Source organism: Sediminicoccus sp. BL-A-41-H5 (genome assembly GCF_050632405.1).
Lineage (GTDB): Bacteria > Pseudomonadota > Alphaproteobacteria > Acetobacterales > Acetobacteraceae > Roseococcus.
Map to the genome: position 1 here is coordinate 3475517 of NZ_CP192601.1, position 18546 is coordinate 3494062.

An 18546-nucleotide genomic window follows, 5' to 3' on the forward strand; every position below is an offset into this window, starting at 1 on the left:
GTGAGCGCCACCGCCCCGTTGCGCCGCATCGCCCTGGCGGCGGGCCTGCTGCTGGCGGCGGGCCTGCCCGCGATCGCCGCCTGCCCGGCGCCGCCCCCCGGCCCGCGCCCGGTGACGGTGATGCCCGCGCCCGGCCCCTGGGCCGAATGGCGCAACGCCGTGAACGGCCTCACCGGACGGCTGCGCGGGACGGACCTCGCCCAGGCGCGCATCGCCTTCGTGGGCGATTCCATCACCGAGGGCTGGCAGCCCAACCTCTTCCGGATGTTCTACGGCCATCGCGGCGGGCTGAACCTCGGCATCGGCGGGGACACGACGCAAAGCCTGCTCTGGCGCCTGGACAACGGGCATTGGCCGGCCGCCCTCCAGCCCCAGGCCATCGTGCTGCTGATCGGCACGAACAATATCGGCCATGGCAACCGGCCGGAGGATGTGGCGCAGGGCGTCGGCGCGGTGATCGAGAAGCTGCAGCGCCTCGCCCCCCAGGCGAAGATCCTGCTGCTCGGCGTGCTGCCGCGCGGCATCTACGCGAATGACCCGATGCGCGCGCCGATCGCGCGGCTGAACCAGATGCTGGCCGCCTGCGCCGACAACCAGCGCGTCATCTACAGCGAGCCCGGCCAGCTCATGGTGGACGGGCAGGGCGTGCTCTACGACTGGGTGGCTTTCGACTGGCTGCACCTGACGCTGACCGGCTATGCCATCCTCTCCACCGCCATCGAGGGGCATCTCAGGCTGGCGTTGCAGCGGTAGGGCCAGCCCTCGCCGTCAGGCGGGCTCCAGCAGCCCCATGGCCCACAGCTTCCGCGCGAATGCGGAATCGCCCGGCGCCGCGCCCTCGGCCAGTGCCGACAATTCGGCCACCTGCTGCGGCGCGAGCGGCAGGGCGCCGCCGGTCCAGAACAGCGTCGCCGTGCCATCCTCCGCCTGCACCAGGTGGGAATGCATGCCCTCGGTCAGGCGCAGCGCGCCCTCGGGCATGGGGGCGAAGAGGCCCCGCGCGGGCAAGGGCTGCCGGTCCCGCGCCAATTGCTCCAGCATCAGGTTGGCGAGGCGCTCGGCATGGGCGGGGGTGGCGAGGCCGGTGAGCTTCTCCGCCAGGGCGGGCAGCAGGTCGGCCTCGCCGATGCGCCAGGTGGGGATGCTTTCGCGCAGCGCGGGGTCGGCCAGCTCGGCCTCGTCCAGCAGCGCGCGGATGGCCTGCGCCCAGGAGGCCTCCATGAAGCCGATGGTGGCATGGAGCGAGCGCTCGCCCGCCTCGGTTGCCGCGTCATGCATGATGCCGCGCGGGATGTAGAGCGCGTCGCCCGGCTCCAGCACCAGCACATGCGGCTCGCCGATGGGGGGCATGTTGCCGGGCCAGGGTGTGCGGCGCGTGGGGCGCTCCACCCGCTCGCCATCCCAGATGCGCCAGCGCTTGCGGCCCTCCACCTGCAGCACCAGCACGTCATGCGTGTCGAAATGCGTGCGGAAGCCCTGGGCGGCCGGCGGCGTCAGGTAGATGTTGGACTGGACGGCGTGCAGGAAGAGCCGCTCCAGCCCCCGGCAGAACTTCCCGAGCGGCGGGTGCGTCTCATGGAATTGCGAGACGACGAGCGAGGCGCCGGCATCGAAGCGCTCGAGCAGCCGGGGCAGGTCCACGCGGCCATCGGGCAGGGCGAATTCCTCCTCCGGCACGCCGGCGCTGCCGTTGCGCGCCTCATCCGCCATGGCGATGCGCGGCGTGCGCGCGCCATCGGTGCGCAGATGCGCGTCGAGGTCGGCGATGCTGAGCAATGGCGCGAAGCGGTCCGGGCGGGAGCCTTTGAAATGGCGCCATTCGAGCCCCTCGCGGAGCGCCAGCGCCTCATCCACGCTCATGCCCTCGAAGGCCAGCGCGAAGGCCGCCTCGGTCAATCCCTGTTGCATCTGTCCGGCTCTGTGTGGGGCGGCGGCTACCAGCGGCCCTGGCCGGGCGCGTCGCGCGGGTCGGAATCGGTGCGGCCGGTGCGATAGCCGCCCCGCCCGCGGCCCGCGCCGTCGCTCGGGTCGCGGTCGGTCACGCCGGTGCCGCGCGAGCCGCCGCGGCCATTGCCCGGGCCGTCGCTCGGATCGCGGTCGGTGATGCCGGTGGTGCGGTAGCCGCCCCGGCCCTGGCCGGCCGCGTCGCGCGGGTCGGAATCGGTGCGGCCCGTGCCGCGGTAACCGCCGCGGCCATTGCCCGGGCCGTCGCTGGGGTCGCGGTCGGTGATGCCGGTGCCGCGATAGCCACCACGGCCATTGCCTGGCCCGTCGCTCGGGTCCCGATCGGTGATGCCGGTCCCGCGCGAGACGACGGGGCCGGGCGCGTTGGGCACGCAGGCGGCCAGTGCCGTGCCGGTGCCGCCGAGGGCGGCGACCCGCAGGACCAGGAGGCGGCGGGAGAGGCGGCTTTCCATCGGGGTTCCTCGTGTCCTGTCTCGTTGGCGGACGATCCGCAAGCGGAAGAGTGCACAGCCGGGGCGGGGAACACAATCTCCGTCGTGGCGCACCCCGCCCGTGGGGCCGCCCTCAGCGGCGGCCGCGCCCGGCGCCGTCCGAGGGATCGCTGTCGGTGCGGCCGGAGCGGCCACGCCCCGGCCCATCGGTCGGGTCGCGGTCCGTGTAGCCGGTGGAGGAGCCGGCGCCGCGGCCGCGCCCGGCGGCGTCGCGCGGGTCGGAATCGGTCGCGTTGGTGCGGTATTGCCCATCGCCCGAGCCACGGCCCCGCCCGGCCGCGTCGCGCGGATCGGCATCGGTCACGTTGCGCTGTGCCGCAGCCTCGCCGGGGAGCACGGCGGCGGCGATGAGCCCGGCGCCACCCCCCGCGCGCGCGACGATGAGGCGGCGGCTCAGCCGCGGATCGCTGGGGTCGGACATGGCTTCCTCGGTGTTGCTGTTGTCTGTCCTGGGCCCGGACCTTCCTTGGACATGGGATGTTGGGCTATGCTGTCTTTGGAAAACAAGGCGCGTGTCGCGAAAATGACGTTTCTTCCCAGGAGTTAATGGGACGTCGCGCCACGCCCGCCTTGCGACGACGCCCCGGAGAAACGCCATGAACGCCCCAACCCTGCCCGTGCTCTACACGGCGCTCGAACCCCTCGATCGCGAGCGCCATGGTGCGCTCCAACTGCGCGACGTGGGGCACGGCTTCGCGGCGCACCTCTCCTCCATCCCGCTCGCGGTCGAGGAATTCGCGCTGGCCGGACGCCACATGCCGGTGGTCTTCGCGGCGACGGCGCCGCACATGCCGGTGGCGCTGACCGGCCTGGCGCCTGACCGCAACCTCTTCGTGGATGAGAAGGGCGCCTGGCGCCGGGGCACCTATGTGCCGGCCTATCTGCGCCGCTATCCCTTCCTCCTGGTCCGCGCCGCGGCCGATTCCGACCAGCTCGTCCTCTGCATCGACCCCCAGGCGCCGCAATTCGCGGCCTCGGGCGGCGAGCCGCTCTTCGACGCCGAGCGCAAGCCCGCCCCGCTGGCCAGCAAGGCGCTGGACTTCACCCGTTCGGTCGAGGCCGCCTTCCGCAAGACGCAGGAATTCGCCGAGGGCCTCTCGCTCATGGGCCTGCTGCAGCCGGCCGCGACCCAGTTCGAATGGGAGGGCAAGCCCTTCCGCGTGGATGGCTTCCACGCCGTGGACCGCGAGCGCCTGGCCACGCTGACCGGCGAGCAGCTGGCGACACTGCGCGACAAGGGCTGGCTGGACGCCATCTACGCCCACCTGCTTTCCCTGGGAGGCATTCCCGAACTGAAGCAGATTCAGAGCTGAGACGATGCAGCGCAGAAGCCTTCTCACCGCCGCGGCGCTGCTGCCGGCCCTCGCGCATGAGGCGCGGGCGCAGCAGCGCTTCGCCAATATCAGCATGTTCATCCCCGCCGGCCCCGGCGGCGGGTGGGACGGCCTGGGCCGCGCCATCGAGCAGGTGGCGCGCCCGGCCGGCCTCGTCGGCAATTTCCAGTTCGAGAATGTGGGCGGCGCGGGTGGCATCGTCGGCCTGCCGCGCTTCATCTCGCAGCGGCGCGGTCGGCCGGATGCGCTGATGGTCGCGGGCTCGGTGATGGTGGGTGCGGTGCTTACCAACCGCTCACCCATGGGTCTCGCCAATGTCACGCCCATCGCGCGCATGACGCAGGAGGTGGGGGTCGTCGTCGTCCCCGCATCTTCCGAGATCCGCGACATCGCGGGCCTGCTTGCGGCCTTCCGCGCCAATCCGGGCGGCACCTCGGTGGGCGGCGGCAGCGCGGGCGGCACGGACCACATCACGCTCGGCCTGATCCTGAAGGCGCTGGGCCGCAATGCGCGCGAGGGCAGCTACGTCGCCTTCGCGGGCGGTGGGCCGGCCCAGGCCGCGATCCTGGGCGCGCAGGTGAAGGCCGGCATCTCCGGCTACTCCGAGTTCGCCGAGCAGATCCGCGCCGGCCGGATGCGCGCGCTGGCCACCACCGGCGAGACGCGCAGCGACCCCGCCATCCCGACGCTGAAGGAAGCGGGCGTGGATGTCGTCACGGCCAATTGGCGCGGCGTCTTCGGCGCGCCCGGCATCAACCCGACCCAGCGCGCCGCGCTGGTGAACCTGATGACGGAGCTGAACGCGCTCCCCGCCTGGCGCGAGCTGCTGGCCACGCGCGGCTGGGACAACGCCTTCCTGCCGGGTGCGGAGTTCGACCGCTTCCTGGCGGCCGATATCGCGGCGACCGAGGTGGTGCTGAAGGAACTGGGCCTCGCCGGGTAAAGCGCCCGGCGTGAATGGGCGTCATCACCGGGCGTGATTTCGCCGGCGGGGCGGGGCCCCCCATCTTCCCTGGCAAGGGGGCGGCATGCCCCGCCCCGAGCCAAGGAGTTGCCCGAAGATGTCCCTGTTCTCCCCCATCCGCCTCGGCGCGCTGGAGCTGAAGAGCCGCGTGGTGATGGCGCCGATGACGCGCAACCGCTCGCCCGGCCAGGTGCCCAATGCGCTGAACGCCGAATACTACGCCCAGCGCGCCGGCGCCGGCCTGATCGTGACCGAGGGCACGATGCCCGATGCCTCGGGCCGCGGCTATATCGACATCCCCGGCCTCTACGACGCCACGCAGGTGGGAGGCTGGCGTCAGGTGGCGCAGGCGGTGCACGCCAAGGGCGGCCATATCTTCGTGCAGCTGATGCACACCGGCCGCATCTCCCACCCGGATTTCCTGGACGGTGCGGCCCCCGTCGCCCCTTCCGCGATCCAGGCCCCAGGCCAGATCTACACGCATGAGGGCATGAAGCCGCACGGCACGCCCCGCGCGCTCGAGGCCGCCGAGATCCCGGCGCTCATCGCCACCTATGGCCGTGCGGCCAGGCTGGCGCGCGAGGCCGGGCTGGATGGCGTCGAGGTGCATGGCGCGAATGGCTACCTGCCGGGCCAGTTCCTTGCCCCCAACACCAACCAGCGCACCGATGAATGGGGCGGCTCCGTCGAGAACCGCGCGCGCTTCATGTTGGGCGCGGTGGATGCGGCGGTGGCGGCGATCGGCGCCGATCGCGTGGGCGTGCGCCTCTCGCCCGGCGGCACCTTCAACGACATCCAGGACCCGGACGCGCCGGCCACCTACGCTTACGTCGCGGCCGAGCTGGCGAAGCGGAACCTCGCCTACCTGCACGTCTACAACACCCATCCGGGCTTCGACGTGCCGGCGCTGATCCGCGCCCATTACAAGGGCACGCTGATCCTGAACGGCGGCTATGACCGCGCGCGGGCCGAGGCGGACATCGCCTCCGGCCTCGCCGACCTCATCGCCTTCGGCGTGCCCTACCTGGCCAACCCGGACCTCGCGGCGCGCCTGGCCCAAGGAGCCGCGCTGAACACGCCGGATCAGGCGACCTTCTATGGCGGCGGGGCCAAGGGCTACACGGACTACCCGGCGCTCGTCGCCTGAGCGCCGTCGCGGCGGGCCAGCCAGATGGTGTGCCCGCCGCATTCCGGATCCTCCGCGCGGTGATCCAGCACGGCGAAGCCGTGCCCTGCGAGCAGGGCGCGGTACTCCGCGGGCGAGAGGCTGGCGTGATGCAGCGTCTCGCCCTCGAAGCAGCCCAGCGCCACGCCCTCTGACGGGCCGCTCGTGAACATCAGCGCGGCCCCCGGCGCCGCGTGGCGGGCGAAGACGGCGAAGATCGCGCGTTGGTCCGCGTGATCCAGGTGGAAGAAGCTGTCCCAGGCCAGGATGCCATCGTAGCGCCGGCCGAGATCGAGGCCGCGCATATCGGCCAGCACCCACTCCTGCCCTGGAAACCGCGTGCGGCAGAGGGCCAGCAGGCTCGGCGCGCTGTCCACGCCGGTCACGCGAAACCCCAAGCCGATGAGATGCGCCGCGATCGGCTCGCCCATGCCGCAGCCGAGGTCCAGCACCGCCCCGCCGGGTGGGATCAGCGCGGTGAAGCGGGCCAGCCAGGCGCGCTCCATCAGACCCCGCCCGCGCTGCGCGTCGAAGGCCGCCGCGTGGCGTTCATACAGGCCGATGATGTCTTCCGCGCTCATCGCGCCAGCATGGCGGGGCAGGGGAGGGGGCGAAAGCTTCCCCGCATGACAAGCTTGCCACGCGCCAGACAGGTGACGGATGGCATGAATCCGCCAAGACTGACGGGTGAGGAAACGCGAGGCCGCATGACGCACCGAATCCCCTGGCCCGACCTTTTGGCGGGCCTGTTCGTGCTGGCCTTCGGCCTGGTCGGCTTCTGGCAGGCGGGCGCCATCCCGGTCTCGCCGCTCTATGCCCAGGTCGGCCCCAAGGCCGTGCCCTATGTGGTGGCGAGCGGCATGACGCTGCTGGGCGCGCTGCTGGTGTTCTCGGCGCTGCGCGGCGGCTGGTCCGCCCAGGTGGCGGAGGTGGCGGAGGCCGGGCCGCCCAACCTGCGCGCGCTCGGCCTGCTCGGTGCGGGGCTGCTCGCGAACCTGGTGCTGATCGGCCCGGCCGGCTTCTCCATCGCCGCCTCCGCGCAATTCGTGCTGGTGGCCGCCGCCTTCGGCAGCCGGTCCATGGCGCGCGACATGCTGATCGCGCTGCCGCTCACGCTGCTCGTCTGGTTCCTCTTCGTGCAGGGGCTGGGCGTGAATATCGGCGCGGGGCTGCTCGAAGGGCTGGTCCTGCGCGCGCTCGGGCAGGAGGTGCCGTGATGGAGGCGATCAACGGCCTTGCCCTCGGCTTCTCGCACGCGCTGACGCTGACCAACCTCGCCTGGGCGCTGCTCGGCTGCTTCCTCGGCACGGCGGTGGGCGTGCTGCCCGGCATCGGCCCCGCGCTGACCATCGCGCTGCTGCTGCCCATCACCTTCCAGGTGAGTGCCACGGGCGCCTTCATCCTCTTCTGCGGCGTCTTCTACGGCGCGATGTATGGCGGCAGCACCACCTCCATCCTGTTGAACGCGCCGGGCGAGAGCGGGTCCATCATCACCGCCCTCGAAGGGGCGAAGATGGCGCGCAATGGCCGCGCGGGGCCCGCGCTGGCGACGGCGGCCATCGGCAGCTTCGTGGCCGGCGTGGTGGGCACGCTGGGCATCGCCTTCCTCGGCCCCGTCATCGTGGATTTCGCGCTGGTGCTGGGCCCTGCCGAGTATTTCTGCCTGATGGTGCTGTGCTTCGTCACCGTCTCCGCCGTGTTGGGTGGTTCGGCGCTGCGCGGGCTTGTCAGCCTCTTCTTCGGGCTCACGCTGGGCCTGGTCGGCATTGATCTGCAGACCGGCCAGCCGCGCATGACCTTCGGCCTGCCGGAATTGTTCGATGGCGTGAACGTCGTGCTCGTCGCCGTCGCCCTCTTCGCGGTGGCCGAGGCGCTGCACATGGCCTGGCGCCATCACGGCGGCGAAGCGCAGGTGCTGCCGGTGGGCCACCTCATGCTTTCGCGCTCCGACCTCAGGCGCAGCTTCTGGCCCTGGATGCGCGGCGCGGGCCTCGGCTTTCCCTTCGGCGTGCTGCCGGCCGGCGGGACCGAGATGCCGACCATGCTGAGCTACTACGCCGAGCGGAAGCTGGTCGCGCCCGAGCACGCCCATGAATTCGGCACGACCGGCGCCATCGAGGGCGTGGCCGGCCCCGAGGCCGCGAACAACGCCGCCGCCGCCGGCATCCTGGTGCCGATGCTGACGCTGGGCCTGCCCACTTCGGCCACGGCGGCCATCATGCTGAGCGCCTTCCAGAGCTACGGCATCCAGCCCGGCCCCTTGCTCTTCGAGAGCCAGCCGGACTTGGTCTGGACGCTGATCGCGTCCCTCTTCGTGGCGAATGTGATGCTGGTGGTGCTGAACCTGCCGCTGGTGGGCCTCTGGGTGAAGATCCTGAAGATCCCGACGCCGCAGCTCTATGCCGGCATCCTGGTCTTCGCCACCATCGGCACCTACGGGATTTCCAACTCCATCGTGGACCTGATCCTGCTCTACGCCATCGGGATCATCGGCATGTTCATGCGCCGCTTCGACTTCCCGGTGGCGCCGGTGGTGATCGGCATGATCCTTGGGCCCATGGCCGAACAGGCGCTGCGCCAGGCGCTGACCATCAGCGAGGGCAACTGGATGGTCTTCGTGACACGGCCGGGCAGCCTGGTGATCCTGCTGGTGGCGGTGGCGGCGCTGCTGGGGCCGAGGATTTATGGGATGTGGGCGCGGCGGCGGGCGGCCTGAGGCGGTGGGCCGACTGTGCTTGATTCGCACATCGCGTTTGTGCATTTTCCGCCCATGAAGCTCGCTGACTATCTCGAACGCACCGACACGACGCTGCAGGCCCTCGGTGAGCGCCTGGGCGTCTCCCACACCACGGTGCTGCGCTGGGCCACCGGGCAGGCGGTCCCTCGCGGCCGCGCCCGGATGGAGGCCCTGGCCCGCGCCACCCAGGGCGCCGTCACCGCCGCCGATTTCTTCCCGGAGGCCGCGCCTGCCCCGGCGGGCCTCGCCGAAACCCAGGCCCCCTTCGCCGCCGAGGCGGAGGCGCTCGGCCTCGACGCCGCCGCCATCGCCGCCCGCGCCGTGCAGGAGGCGATCCGCGCTGAGAAGGCCCGCCGCTGGCTCGCCGAAAACAGCGAGGCCATCGAAGCCCACAACCGCTGGGTCGAGGAACACGGCCTTCCTCTCGCCGAATACCGCATGTTCTGAGGTGGCGCGTTTCGACCTGTACCGGCCGAAGCGTGGCCCCGGCTATCTCCTCGACATCCAGTCGGGCTGGCTGGAGCACTTGCCATCGCGCGTGATCGTGCCTCTCCTGCCACCCACGCCGGCCCTGCCGGTGATCCGGGACCTGACCCCGGTCTTCCGCATCGGCGAGGAGGAGGTGGCCATGATGACGCACTACCTCACCGCCATCCCCAAGCGCGAACTGGGCCCCGCCATCGGCTCGCTCGCCGCCCAGCAGGATGAGATCACCCGCGCGCTCGACATGCTGATGACGGGTTTCTGACCATGCCCGAAGCCCCCCTGCTCAAACCCGAGGATGGCGTGGCGGAGCCCGACCGCCGCCGGCGCTGGGTCTCGCCGCTGTTGCGGCGCATCCTGCTGGTGAACGCGCTGCCGCCTGCGCTGCTCGCGGCGGCCCTGCTCTATCTCGACCAGTACCAGAACGGCCTGCTCGCCGCCGAGGTCGAGGCCATGCGGACCCAGGCGCGCATCTATGCCGGCGGCATCGCGGAAGCCGCCGTCCGCATCCAGGATGACCGCGCCGTGCTGGTGCCCGAGGTCGCGCGCCCGCTGCTGCGCCGGCTGGTCGAGCCCTCGCCCAACACCCAGGCGCGGCTCTTCGACACGGCCGGTCTCGTCGTCGCCGACAGCCGCGTGCGCGAGGCCTCGGGCGGCGCCGTCGTCACCGAGCCCTTGCCCGCGCCGGCCCCGCGCGGCGCCCTCTCCGACACCGTCTCCGGCCTCTATGAGCGCGTGCTGGGCCTGCTGCCGCGCCAGGCGCTGAACCCCGTGGTGCTCGACACCACGCCCGATGCGCAAAGCTTCGACTGGCAGCCCGATCTCGGCCCCGAGCGCCAGGCCGAGCTGCGCCTGGCGCTGGAGGGCGGCGTCACCCCCTATATCCGCCGCACGCCCGATGGCCGGCTGCTGGTCAGCGTGGCCGAGCCGGCGCGGCGCGGTGCCCAGGCCGTCGGCATCGTGCTGCTGACGCGCGAGGCGCGGGAGGTGGATGCGCGCCTGTTCGAGATTCGCGCCAGCGTGCTGGGCCTCTTCGTGCTGGCGCTGATCCTCACCGTCGCCGTCTCGCTCTATCTGGCCCGCACGCTGGCCAGCCCGATCCTGCAACTCGCCGGCGCCGCGGCCGAAATGCGCCAGGGCAAGGGCCGCAGCGGCAGCGTTCCGGAGCGCCTGCTCGACCGGCAGGACGAGATCGGCATCCTCTCGCGCGACCTTCAGGCCGCCGCCCGCGCGCTCTGGGCGCGCATCGACGCCAATGAGCGCTTCGCCGCCGATGTGGCGCATGAGCTGAAGAACCCGCTGACCAGCGTGCGCAGCGCGATCGAGACGCTGCGCCGCGTGGAGGACCCGGCGCAGCAGAAGCGTCTGCTTGGCATCATCGCCAATGACGCGGTGCGGATGGACCGGCTGATCGGCGACATCGCCGATTCCTCACGCGTGGATGCCGAACTCTCGCGCACCGTGGCCGAGCCGGTGGATATCGGCCCGATCCTCGCCGTGCTGGTGGAGCTGCACAACACCACGCGCACGCCGCGCGACCCGCTGATGGAGCTGGAGGCGCCGGACAAGCTGGTCGCGATGGGTGTGGAGGATCGCCTCGTGCAGGTCTTGCGCAACCTGCTGGGCAACGCCGTCTCCTTCAGCCCGGATCATGGCCATGTCTGGCTGCGCGCGCGCGAGGCGGGGGTGGAGGTGGAGATCACCGTCGAGGACGAAGGCCCTGGCATCCCCGATGCGAAGCTTGAGGGCATCTTCGACCGCTTCTACTCCGAGCGCCCGCGCGGCGAGCGCTTCGGCCAGCATTCCGGGCTCGGCCTCTCCATCTCGAAGCAGATCATCGAGGGGCTGCGCGGCCGCATCAGCGCCGAGAACCGGCGTGACGCGGCGGGGAAGGTGCTGGGCGCGCGGTTTGTCGTGCGGCTGCCGAAGGCGTAGCCGCGCGCCAGGGAATTCGTGCGGCTGCCGAAGGCGTAGCCGCGCGCCAGGGAATTCGTGCGGCTGCCGGAGGCGTCGAAGAGGCGCGTCGAGGGTCTGATCGCCGAAGGCGTGAATCAGCCCCGCAGAGAGCCTACGGGCACTCTTCCAGCGGCCGGCCGATCGCGGCCTGGCGTTCGCCCTCGCGGAAGCAGCCGGCCAGCCAGGTGCCTCGGAACCAGCCGCCTTCCACGCTGAAATACTCGCCCAGCCCCTCGGGGCGGTCGTCACGGAACTCGCCCCGGTAGAGGTTGCCGTTGATCCAGAACATGATGCCCCGGCCGTGGCGCTTTCCATCGCGCCATTCGCCATCATAGCGTGCGGTGGCCCAGACGCGCAGGCCGCGGCCCTGCTCGCGCCCATCCTGCCACTCGCCCTGGTACACGATGCCGTTGGAATCCAGGAAGGTGCCGATGCCGTGCATCTTGCCGCGCGCCAGGCTGCCCACGTAGCGCTCGCCGCGCGGCTCCCCGCCCTCGGTGTAGCGCCATTCCATCAGCCCCTCGCCCTGGGCCGGGCCATTCTCGCAGGGGCCGGTCCAGAGCACCGTCTCTTCCTGCTGGGGGTTGGGGTTCCAGACCCAGCAGCCATTGCGCTCATCCACCGTCCAGCCGGGGCGGCCGACGGCGGCGATGGAATCGGCGGGCGGCGGCGCGGGCCGGGGATGCGCGGGCTCGGGCGCCGGGGCCTGGGCGAGGGCGGGGCCGCACAGGGCGGGGCCGGAGAGAGCCAGGAACAGGAACATCCAACGCATCACGCATCCTCCATCAACGCCCGCCGCGCCGCATGGCGAACCGAGCCGCCCCGCCGCAGCGCGGCATCAACCTCCGTGCCGCAGCGCGGCATCAACCTCCGTGCCGCAAGGCGCCATCACCCTCCGCGCCGCAAGGCGGCGACACTCAGCGCCAGACCGCCGCCCAACGCAACCACCGCCACGGCCACCGGCAGGCCCCAGCCGGGCACCGCCTCCAGCAGCAGTCCACCGAGCGGGGCACCCAGCGCGCCGCCCAGCAGATAGGCCGTGTTCAGCCCCGCCATGCCCAGCGCCCGCGCCGGCCCCGCGAAGCGTTGCACGGCCCGCACCATGCCGAGCGTATAGATCGCCCCTGCCGCGCCGCCCCAGATGGCCAGCACCGGCCAGATCCCCCAGCCCGGTGCCAGCCAGGGCCAGAGCAGCGAGCCGAGCGCCACAACCACGGCGCAACCCAGCAGCGCGCGATGCGTGCCGAAGCGGTCGGCCAGCATCCCCACCGGGTATTGCGCCAGCATGTTGCCGAAGCCGGTCGCGACAACGATGGTGGCGGCCGCGCCCGCCGCAAGCCCCAGCGCCAGCCCCTGCACCGGAAACACGGCGCCGGCCGTGCCTTCCAGCGCGCCGCAGAGCATGGCGGCCCCTGCCGGTGCGGCCATCATCAGCGCCACCGGCCGCAGCCGCGCGAAGGAGAGCCGCATGCGGCTCGGCACCGCGCCCGGCACCTCGCGCAGCAGAAGGGTCAGCGCCACGCCCAGCATCATCAGCCCGGCCGAGGCGGCAAACGCCCCGGACTGCACGCCGGAGAGCCAGAGCACAGCCGGCCCGCCGCCGATCGCGGCCGAAATGAATGTCTGGTAGATGCCCAGGAACCGCCCCTCGCGCCCCGCGGGCGCCATGGCCCCCGCGATGGCATCCGCCGTCGTCCAGGTGAGGCAGGAGGCGATGCCGAGCAGCCCGCCGAAGACGAACCAGAGCGGCAGCACCGGATTGGTGGCGAGCCCCAGCAGCGCCACGGCCGAGGTCACGCCCGCGAGCTGGTGCAGCCGCAGCGCGCCCCCCACCCAGCCCGCGAGCCAGGGCGAGGCGGGGGCGGTGAGCAGCGCGGCCACCCAGACGGAGGCCGCATAAAGCCCCACCAGCGCGGGCGAGACGCCAGCCTCGCTCAGGATGACGGCCGCCAGCGGCACGGACATCCAGACGCCGGCAAAGCCGCAGGTGGCGGCGGCGACAAACACAGGAAAATGGGCCGGCGCCGGAAGCGGCGCGGCGGCGTGGGTCACGGACATGAAATTGCGGGCGCTGTGGCGCGCCCCCTCGATCTTGGAGTGCGGGTCAGGCGAAGGCGGCGTCAGCCGCGTTTCGGGCCGCATGGATCGGGGTCCAGCAGGACCACCCAGGCACGCCAGGCGGCGGACCCGCTGCGCTGAAGGGAGGCGAGCCTGGACATGGCCGGAGGATGGGGGGCCGGATGGGCGAAGTCAAACCAACCCTGACTTGCCAGCCACGCATGGCAAGGCCAGTTTGCCGCCATGATCCGCTCCATCCTGCTCGCCCTCGACGACACGCCCGGCGCCTGCGCGGCGCGGGACATCGCCTTCGCGCTCGCCCGCCGCACCGGGGCCGCCGTCACCGCGCTGATCGTGCTCGATCGCCCGCACACCAGCGGCGCGCATGAGGCGGTGCCGCTCGGCGCCGGCGCCTTCGCCGCACGCCGCAACGAGAAGCTGGCCCAGGCGGTGGAGGCCGAGGCCGAACGCGTGCTGGCCGAGGCCCGCATCGCCGCCGCCGGGCTCGACTTCGCCGTGGTCCGCCGCGAAGAGGCGCCGGAGGAGGCCCTCCTGGCCGAGGGCTGCGCGCATGACCTGATCGTGATCGGCCGTGACAGCACGCTCGGCCGCGAGGCCTGTGATGACGGGCTTTCGCCCACCATCGAGGCGCTGCTGCGCGACGGCGCGCGCCCGCTGCTCGTGGTGCCACCGGGCATGGAGGCGGCCGCCGCCGGGATCGCCGCCGGCGAGGCGCTGAAGCGGCCCATCCTCATCGCGCATGACGGCTCGCTCGCCACCATGCGGACGCTGCACGTCTTCGCGCTGCTCGGCCTCGGGCGGAACCAGGCCGTGAAGCTGCTCGACTTCGCGACGGAGACCAGCCCCGAGGCTTTGCAGCGCTACCTGACCCAGCACGAGATGCGCGCCGAGGCCTATGCGGTGCAGGGCGATGTGCATGACATCGTGCTGGCCGAGGCGCAGAGCCTGCCCGCCTCGCTGCTCGTGCTCGGCGCGGATGAGGAGAGTGGCATCACGCGGCTGATCTTCGGCAGCGCCACGGCGCGGCTGCTGCGCGCCTCGCCCTGCGCGGTGTTCATCCACGGCTGACCGAAGGCGCCGCTGGACCACGCCGCGCGGTCCAGCCGTTGCTGAGAGGATGGTTCAGCGTTTCGGCGATTCCGCCTCAACGCATCATGCCCTATGCCCGCCGCTGCTCTTCCAGCAGCCAGAACAGGATGTTGTCGCGGAACGTCGCGTCGCGCGTGATCTCCAGGTGTTCGCGCGGCAGGAACAGCGCGCGTTCGAAGCCCATCGGGCTTTCCACACGCGGCGGCCGCGGGTTCTGCCCCTGGCGATGGTCCAGCAGGACGGAATCACGCAGCACCACGCCATCGCCCGGGCCGTTTTCCCGCACGGAGAGGCGCCCCTCGGCGCTGGCCGCGATGCGCAGCGCCGTCGGCATGGAATCGCCCGCCACCAGCATGAGTTCGGTGCCCGGCGGCAGGCGCACGGGCTGGTCCATCGCGGCGGCGAAGGCGCGGGCGCGGCGCAGCAGCCGTGTCTGCAAGGCGAGGGCCAGCCGCCGGCGTTCCGCCGCATCCGCCACATCGGGCATCAGCGTGGCGAGATCCCCCTCCAGCCCGCTCGCGGCGAGGCCCCAGCCGAGGCGCTGCCACAGCGCGGGGTCATGCGGATCGGGCGTCGCATCGCCCACCACCAGCGGGTGGCTGCGGGCGCGCGGCAGCAGCTGGTAGACCGAGGCGAAGGTGCCGAGGATGGCCGGGCTGTAGCGCGGCACGATGGGCTGGCCGAAATCCCGCCCCTCCACCAGCACGCGCAGCGCATCGAGCGAGCCGCCATTGGGTGTCCCGATCTGGATCAGCCGCGCGATGTATTCGGCGCCCGCGAAGCTCGGCATGGGCAGGCTGCCATCCGCCGGCAGGTCGGCCGCGCCGAACAGCATGGCATAGCGCGCGACCAGCCCGCCCATGGAATGCGCCACCACGTCGAACTTCACCGGATGGTTCCGCATGCCGAAGCGGCGCGCGTATTCCGCCTGCACATAGGCGCGGCGGTCGGCCATGAACGCCATCAGCCGCCGTGCATTGGCCACATTGTCCTGCCGCCAGTCATAGGCGAACTGGAAGCAGGTGAAGTGGTCCCGCCCGTAATCCACGCGGCCCGCGAGCCCCAGCGCCTCGTCGCGATAGCCGCCGAGGCCGAGCGTGCTGAGGATCTCGGCATAGGCGCGCAGGGCCAGCGGAATGCCAACCACGCGCAGTTGGACGCGGTCCAGCACGCCATCGGGCGCCACCTGCGCGCCCGGGCTTTGCATGCCCTCCGTGAAGGGCAGCGCCACCAGCCGGGCGCCATCCGGCGTGCCGGGATCGGCCGCGACACCGTCGAAGGCGCCCCAGACGATGCGGCCCGAGGCCGGATCACGCAGGCGGCTGCCGAGCAGACCGGGGATGACGATGATCGGGTTGCGGTCCAGCCCGTGATGCATGGCCGCCGGCGTGTAGAGCAGATGGAGATCGGCCTCCGTCTCGGGCGGGCGCGTCTTCAGCGCGGCATAGGCCGCCGCCCCTGCCACGCCGCCCAGCGCGAAGCCGCGGCGCGTCCAACGCCAGGTGCGGCTCATGTCGAAACCCTGATCACGGGGCCGAGACTGGGCGGTGCCCGCCCCGGATGTCAAAGACTGGATTCGAGCCAGGCCTGCACCCGCGCCGCGATGGCATCGCTGTTGCGCTCCAGCATCAGCATATGGCCGTTGCCGCTGAGGCCCTCCGCCGGCAGATCGCGCAGCGTCACCCGCGGGGTGCGCGCGGCGAAGGCGCCGCCCGCCTCCCTGAGCGTCACCCAGCGCGGATCGCGTGCGATGTGGTCGCCATAGAGGAGCAGGATGGGGATGTCGGGCATCGCGCCGCCGCCGAAGCCCGACGGCTCCAGCAGCACCAGCGCGCGCACCAGATGCGGCGCGGCCTGCGCCGCCGCGCAGGCGAAATGTCCGCCCTGGCTATGCGCGATGATCACCGCGGGGCCGGTGCGTTCCAGCAGCGCGAGATAGCCCGCCAGGATATCGGCATCCGTGCCGACGAAGCGCGGCACGCCCTGCCGGACGAAATCCTCGTAGCGCTCCAGCGGGAACTGGTGCCCCGGATGCGCGCGGCGTTCGGCATGGCTCGGCCCGATGCGGAACTGCTCCCACGGGTCGTTGATGCGGCGGTGCAGCGGCGCGCCCGGAAAAATCTCGGGGAAGGGCGCATAGCCGCTGCGGCCGCGCTCCACCGCATCGCTCACATGCACATGCCAGCCGCGCCGGAGGAACCAGAGCTTCCAGCCCTCGCGCCCATCGGGCGTCGTGTCCCAGCAGGCGCCGGTGAGGCCGCCCCCATGCCAGAAGAGCAGGGGGAAGGGCTGCGTCACCGGCTCCGGCCGCGCATGCTCCACATAGAGGCTCGCCACCAGGTATTCGCCGTTCATGTCGGCGCGATAGGGCGGGCTGCCGGGGACGAGGTGCATCTCCGCGACCGGCCGCCCTTCGACGCGCGCGCGACGCCCGCCCACGAAGAAATGACCCATTTCGGCGAGGTGCAGCGGCTCCATCGGCGCATCCTGCCGCAGGGCGCTGTAGGGTGAAACTCCGGGATTGACGCCGCCCCGCCAAAAGCCCGGAATAGGCCCAACGAGAGAAGGGGGGGCAGCCATGGCCGGAAGGCTCGCAGGCAAACGCGCATTCGTGACGGCCGCCGGCCAGGGCATTGGCCGCGCCACCGCCATCGCCATGGCGCAGGAAGGTGCGACGGTCATCGCGACCGACCGTGATGCTGGCTTGCTCGCCGGCCTCGACGCGCATGGCATCGCGAGCCACGCGCTGGACGTGCTGGATGACGCGGCGGTCGCGGCCAGCATCGGCGCGGCCGGGCGGCTCGACATCCTCTTCAACTGCGCGGGTTTCGTGCACCAGAACACGGCGCTGACCTGCACCGACGAGGAATGGGACTTCGCCTTCGCCCTCAATGTCCGCAGCATGTGGCGCACCATCAAGGCGGCGCTGCCGGCGATGCTGGAAGCGAGGAGCGGCAGCATCATCAACATGGCCTCGGCCGCATCCAACATCAAAGGCGCGCCCAACCGCTTCCTCTACGGCACCAGCAAGGCCGCCGTGATCGGCATGACGCGCGCCGTCGCCGCCGATTGCGTCACGCAGGGCGTGCGCGTGAACTGCCTTGCCCCCGGCACGGTGGACACACCCAGCCTGCAGAACCGCATTGCGGCCAATGCGGCGGCCGCCGGCAGCGTGGAAGCCTCGCGCGCCGCCTTCATCGCGCGCCAGGCCATGGGGCGGCTCGCCACGGCGGAGGAGATGGCGGCGCTGGTCGTCTACCTGGCGAGTGACGAAAGCGCCTTCGTCACCGGCCAGGCGATCGTGATTGATGGAGGATGGACGCTGTGATGATCACCCGCCGCGCGCTTTTCGCCGCACCCCTGCTCGCCACGCCCGCTCTCGCGCAGTCGCCTTGGCCCAACCGGCCCATCCGCATCCTGGTGGGATTCCCCGCCGGCGGGACGACGGACCTCCTGGGCCGCCTCGCCGGGCAGATCCTGACGGAGGAGCTCGGCCAGCCCGTGGTGATCGAGAACCGCCCCGGCGCCGGCTCCAACATCGCGGCCCAGGCCGTGCTCCGCAGCCCGGCCGATGGCTATACGCTGCTGCTGGGCTCGCCCGGCACCAACGCCATCAACGCGCATCTCTACAGCAATGCGGGCTACGACCCGCTGACCGACTTCCTGCCGATCAGCCAGATCGCGGAGGTGCCGAACCTGCTGGCCGCGCATCCCTCGCTCGGCGTGCGGGATGTGCCGGGGCTGATCGCGCTCGCGAAGCAGCGCCGGCTGTCCTATGGCGAGACCAGCATCGGCGGCTCCACGCATCTCTCGGCCGAGATGTTCCGCCTGATGGCCGGGATCGAGGCCACGCACGTCCCCTATCGCGGCAGCGCGCCGATGATGGTGGACCTGCTGCCCGGCCGCATCGACTACGGCGTGGACAACATGCCGACCATCATCAACCACGTGCGCTCCGGCGCGCTGGTCGGCATCGGCGTCACCTCCGCGCGGCGCTGGCCGACGGCGCCCGAGATCCAGGCCATCGCCGAGACGCTGCCGGGCTATGAGGTGACGGCCTGGTTCGGCCTCGTCGCGCCGCGCGGTACGCCGCCCGAGGTGATCCAGCGTGCCAATGTGGCGCTGCGCGCGGGGCTTGTGAAGCCCGAGGTGGTGGCGCGCCTGTCCGAGCTCGGCGCCGCCGCGCTGCCCGGTACCCCGGAGGAATACCAGGCGCGCAACGTGGCGCAGCATGCGCGGCTGGGCGAGCTGATCCGGCGCATCGGCGTGAAGGCGGATTGAGC

20 protein-coding genes are annotated in these 18546 nt (G+C 71.9%); 12 read left to right on the top strand and 8 right to left on the bottom strand.

Annotated features, from left to right (window positions below; genetic code table 11):
• Positions 1–753 (top strand): GDSL-type esterase/lipase family protein, encoded by a 753-nt coding sequence (locus ACQ860_RS17035; RefSeq protein WP_431304527.1) that lies wholly within the window; start codon positions 1–3, stop codon positions 751–753.
• A gap of 15 nt (positions 754–768) precedes the next feature.
• Here the strand turns inward: ACQ860_RS17035 and ACQ860_RS17040 are convergent, their stop codons facing one another.
• The 3 genes from ACQ860_RS17040 to ACQ860_RS17050 all read right to left on the bottom strand — a co-directional run bounded on the left by ACQ860_RS17040 (position 769) and on the right by ACQ860_RS17050 (position 2877).
• Entirely contained in the window at positions 769–1908 is a 1140-nt protein-coding gene (locus ACQ860_RS17040) for a cupin domain-containing protein (protein ID WP_431304528.1), read from the bottom strand.
• A gap of 26 nt (positions 1909–1934) precedes the next feature.
• Positions 1935–2417: a hypothetical protein gene (locus ACQ860_RS17045; protein ID WP_431304529.1), complete on the bottom strand. Its 483-nt coding sequence runs from the start codon at positions 2415–2417 to the stop codon at positions 1935–1937.
• A 112-nt stretch (positions 2418–2529) separates the two neighbouring features.
• Positions 2530–2877, bottom strand: a complete 348-nt coding sequence (locus tag ACQ860_RS17050; RefSeq protein WP_431304530.1) for a hypothetical protein — start codon at positions 2875–2877, stop codon at positions 2530–2532.
• Between the two features lie 175 nt (positions 2878–3052).
• Here ACQ860_RS17050 and ACQ860_RS17055 point away from each other — a divergent pair, with 175 nt between their 5' ends.
• The 3 genes from ACQ860_RS17055 to ACQ860_RS17065 all read left to right on the top strand — a co-directional run bounded on the left by ACQ860_RS17055 (position 3053) and on the right by ACQ860_RS17065 (position 5901).
• Positions 3053–3769 (top strand): SapC family protein, encoded by a 717-nt coding sequence (locus ACQ860_RS17055; RefSeq protein ID WP_431304531.1) that lies wholly within the window; start codon positions 3053–3055, stop codon positions 3767–3769.
• 4 nt (positions 3770–3773) lie between these two features.
• Entirely contained in the window at positions 3774–4733 is a 960-nt protein-coding gene (locus tag ACQ860_RS17060) for a Bug family tripartite tricarboxylate transporter substrate binding protein (RefSeq protein ID WP_431304532.1), read from the top strand.
• Positions 4734–4851: 118 nt separating this feature from the next.
• Positions 4852–5901, top strand: a complete 1050-nt coding sequence (locus tag ACQ860_RS17065) for an alkene reductase (RefSeq protein ID WP_431304533.1) — start codon at positions 4852–4854, stop codon at positions 5899–5901.
• Here ACQ860_RS17065 and ACQ860_RS17070 read toward each other — a convergent pair.
• The gene (locus ACQ860_RS17070; protein ID WP_431304534.1) at positions 5880–6500 is read right to left on the bottom strand and encodes a class I SAM-dependent DNA methyltransferase; all 621 of its coding nucleotides are present in this window, start codon (positions 6498–6500) and stop codon (positions 5880–5882) included. The genes ACQ860_RS17065 and ACQ860_RS17070 overlap by 22 nt on opposite strands.
• 126 nt (positions 6501–6626) lie before the next feature.
• Here ACQ860_RS17070 and ACQ860_RS17075 point away from each other — a divergent pair, with 126 nt between their 5' ends.
• The 5 genes from ACQ860_RS17075 to ACQ860_RS17095 are packed head-to-tail and all read left to right on the top strand — an operon-like array spanning position 6627 to position 11074.
• Positions 6627–7136: a tripartite tricarboxylate transporter TctB family protein gene (locus ACQ860_RS17075; RefSeq protein ID WP_431304535.1), complete on the top strand. Its 510-nt coding sequence runs from the start codon at positions 6627–6629 to the stop codon at positions 7134–7136.
• Positions 7136–8635, top strand: coding sequence for a tripartite tricarboxylate transporter permease (locus ACQ860_RS17080; protein WP_431304536.1), 1500 nt, complete (start codon positions 7136–7138; stop codon positions 8633–8635). The genes ACQ860_RS17075 and ACQ860_RS17080 overlap by 1 nt, the downstream gene beginning before the upstream one ends.
• Before the next feature lie 54 nt (positions 8636–8689).
• On the top strand, positions 8690–9103 hold the full coding sequence (locus tag ACQ860_RS17085) for a type II toxin-antitoxin system CcdA family antitoxin (protein ID WP_431304537.1): 414 nt from the start codon (positions 8690–8692) through the stop codon (positions 9101–9103).
• Between the two features lies 1 nt (position 9104).
• Positions 9105–9404, top strand: coding sequence for a CcdB family protein (locus ACQ860_RS17090; protein WP_431304538.1), 300 nt, complete (start codon positions 9105–9107; stop codon positions 9402–9404).
• A gap of 2 nt (positions 9405–9406) precedes the next feature.
• Positions 9407–11074 (top strand): stimulus-sensing domain-containing protein, encoded by a 1668-nt coding sequence (locus tag ACQ860_RS17095; protein ID WP_431304539.1) that lies wholly within the window; start codon positions 9407–9409, stop codon positions 11072–11074.
• 133 nt (positions 11075–11207) lie between these two features.
• On the opposite strand, the gene ACQ860_RS17100 is transcribed toward ACQ860_RS17095, so the two are convergent.
• Together ACQ860_RS17100 and ACQ860_RS17105 are read right to left on the bottom strand one after the other, a co-directional pair.
• Positions 11208–11867 carry an MORN repeat-containing protein gene (locus ACQ860_RS17100; RefSeq protein ID WP_431304540.1) on the bottom strand — a complete coding sequence of 220 codons (660 nt, stop codon included), beginning with the start codon at positions 11865–11867 and terminating at the stop codon, positions 11208–11210.
• 116 nt (positions 11868–11983) lie between these two features.
• Complete coding sequence (locus ACQ860_RS17105) at positions 11984–13237, bottom strand: MFS transporter (protein WP_431304541.1); 1254 nt, start codon at positions 13235–13237, stop codon at positions 11984–11986.
• A gap of 159 nt (positions 13238–13396) precedes the next feature.
• On the opposite strand from ACQ860_RS17105, the gene ACQ860_RS17110 reads away from it, so the two are divergent.
• Positions 13397–14242 carry a universal stress protein gene (locus ACQ860_RS17110; protein ID WP_431304542.1) on the top strand — a complete coding sequence of 282 codons (846 nt, stop codon included), beginning with the start codon at positions 13397–13399 and terminating at the stop codon, positions 14240–14242.
• Between the two features lie 91 nt (positions 14243–14333).
• On the opposite strand, the gene ACQ860_RS17115 is transcribed toward ACQ860_RS17110, so the two are convergent.
• Positions 14334–15776, bottom strand: coding sequence for a lipase/acyltransferase domain-containing protein (locus tag ACQ860_RS17115; RefSeq protein ID WP_431304543.1), 1443 nt, complete (start codon positions 15774–15776; stop codon positions 14334–14336).
• A 50-nt stretch (positions 15777–15826) separates the two neighbouring features.
• Positions 15827–16741, bottom strand: a complete 915-nt coding sequence (locus ACQ860_RS17120) for an alpha/beta fold hydrolase (protein WP_431304544.1) — start codon at positions 16739–16741, stop codon at positions 15827–15829.
• A 100-nt stretch (positions 16742–16841) separates the two neighbouring features.
• On the opposite strand from ACQ860_RS17120, the gene ACQ860_RS17125 reads away from it, so the two are divergent.
• The gene (locus ACQ860_RS17125) at positions 16842–17591 is read left to right on the top strand and encodes an SDR family oxidoreductase (RefSeq protein ID WP_431304545.1); all 750 of its coding nucleotides are present in this window, start codon (positions 16842–16844) and stop codon (positions 17589–17591) included.
• Complete coding sequence (locus ACQ860_RS17130; RefSeq protein ID WP_431304546.1) at positions 17591–18544, top strand: Bug family tripartite tricarboxylate transporter substrate binding protein; 954 nt, start codon at positions 17591–17593, stop codon at positions 18542–18544. The genes ACQ860_RS17125 and ACQ860_RS17130 overlap by 1 nt, the downstream gene beginning before the upstream one ends.
• The last annotated feature ends 2 nt before the right edge of the window (positions 18545–18546 follow it).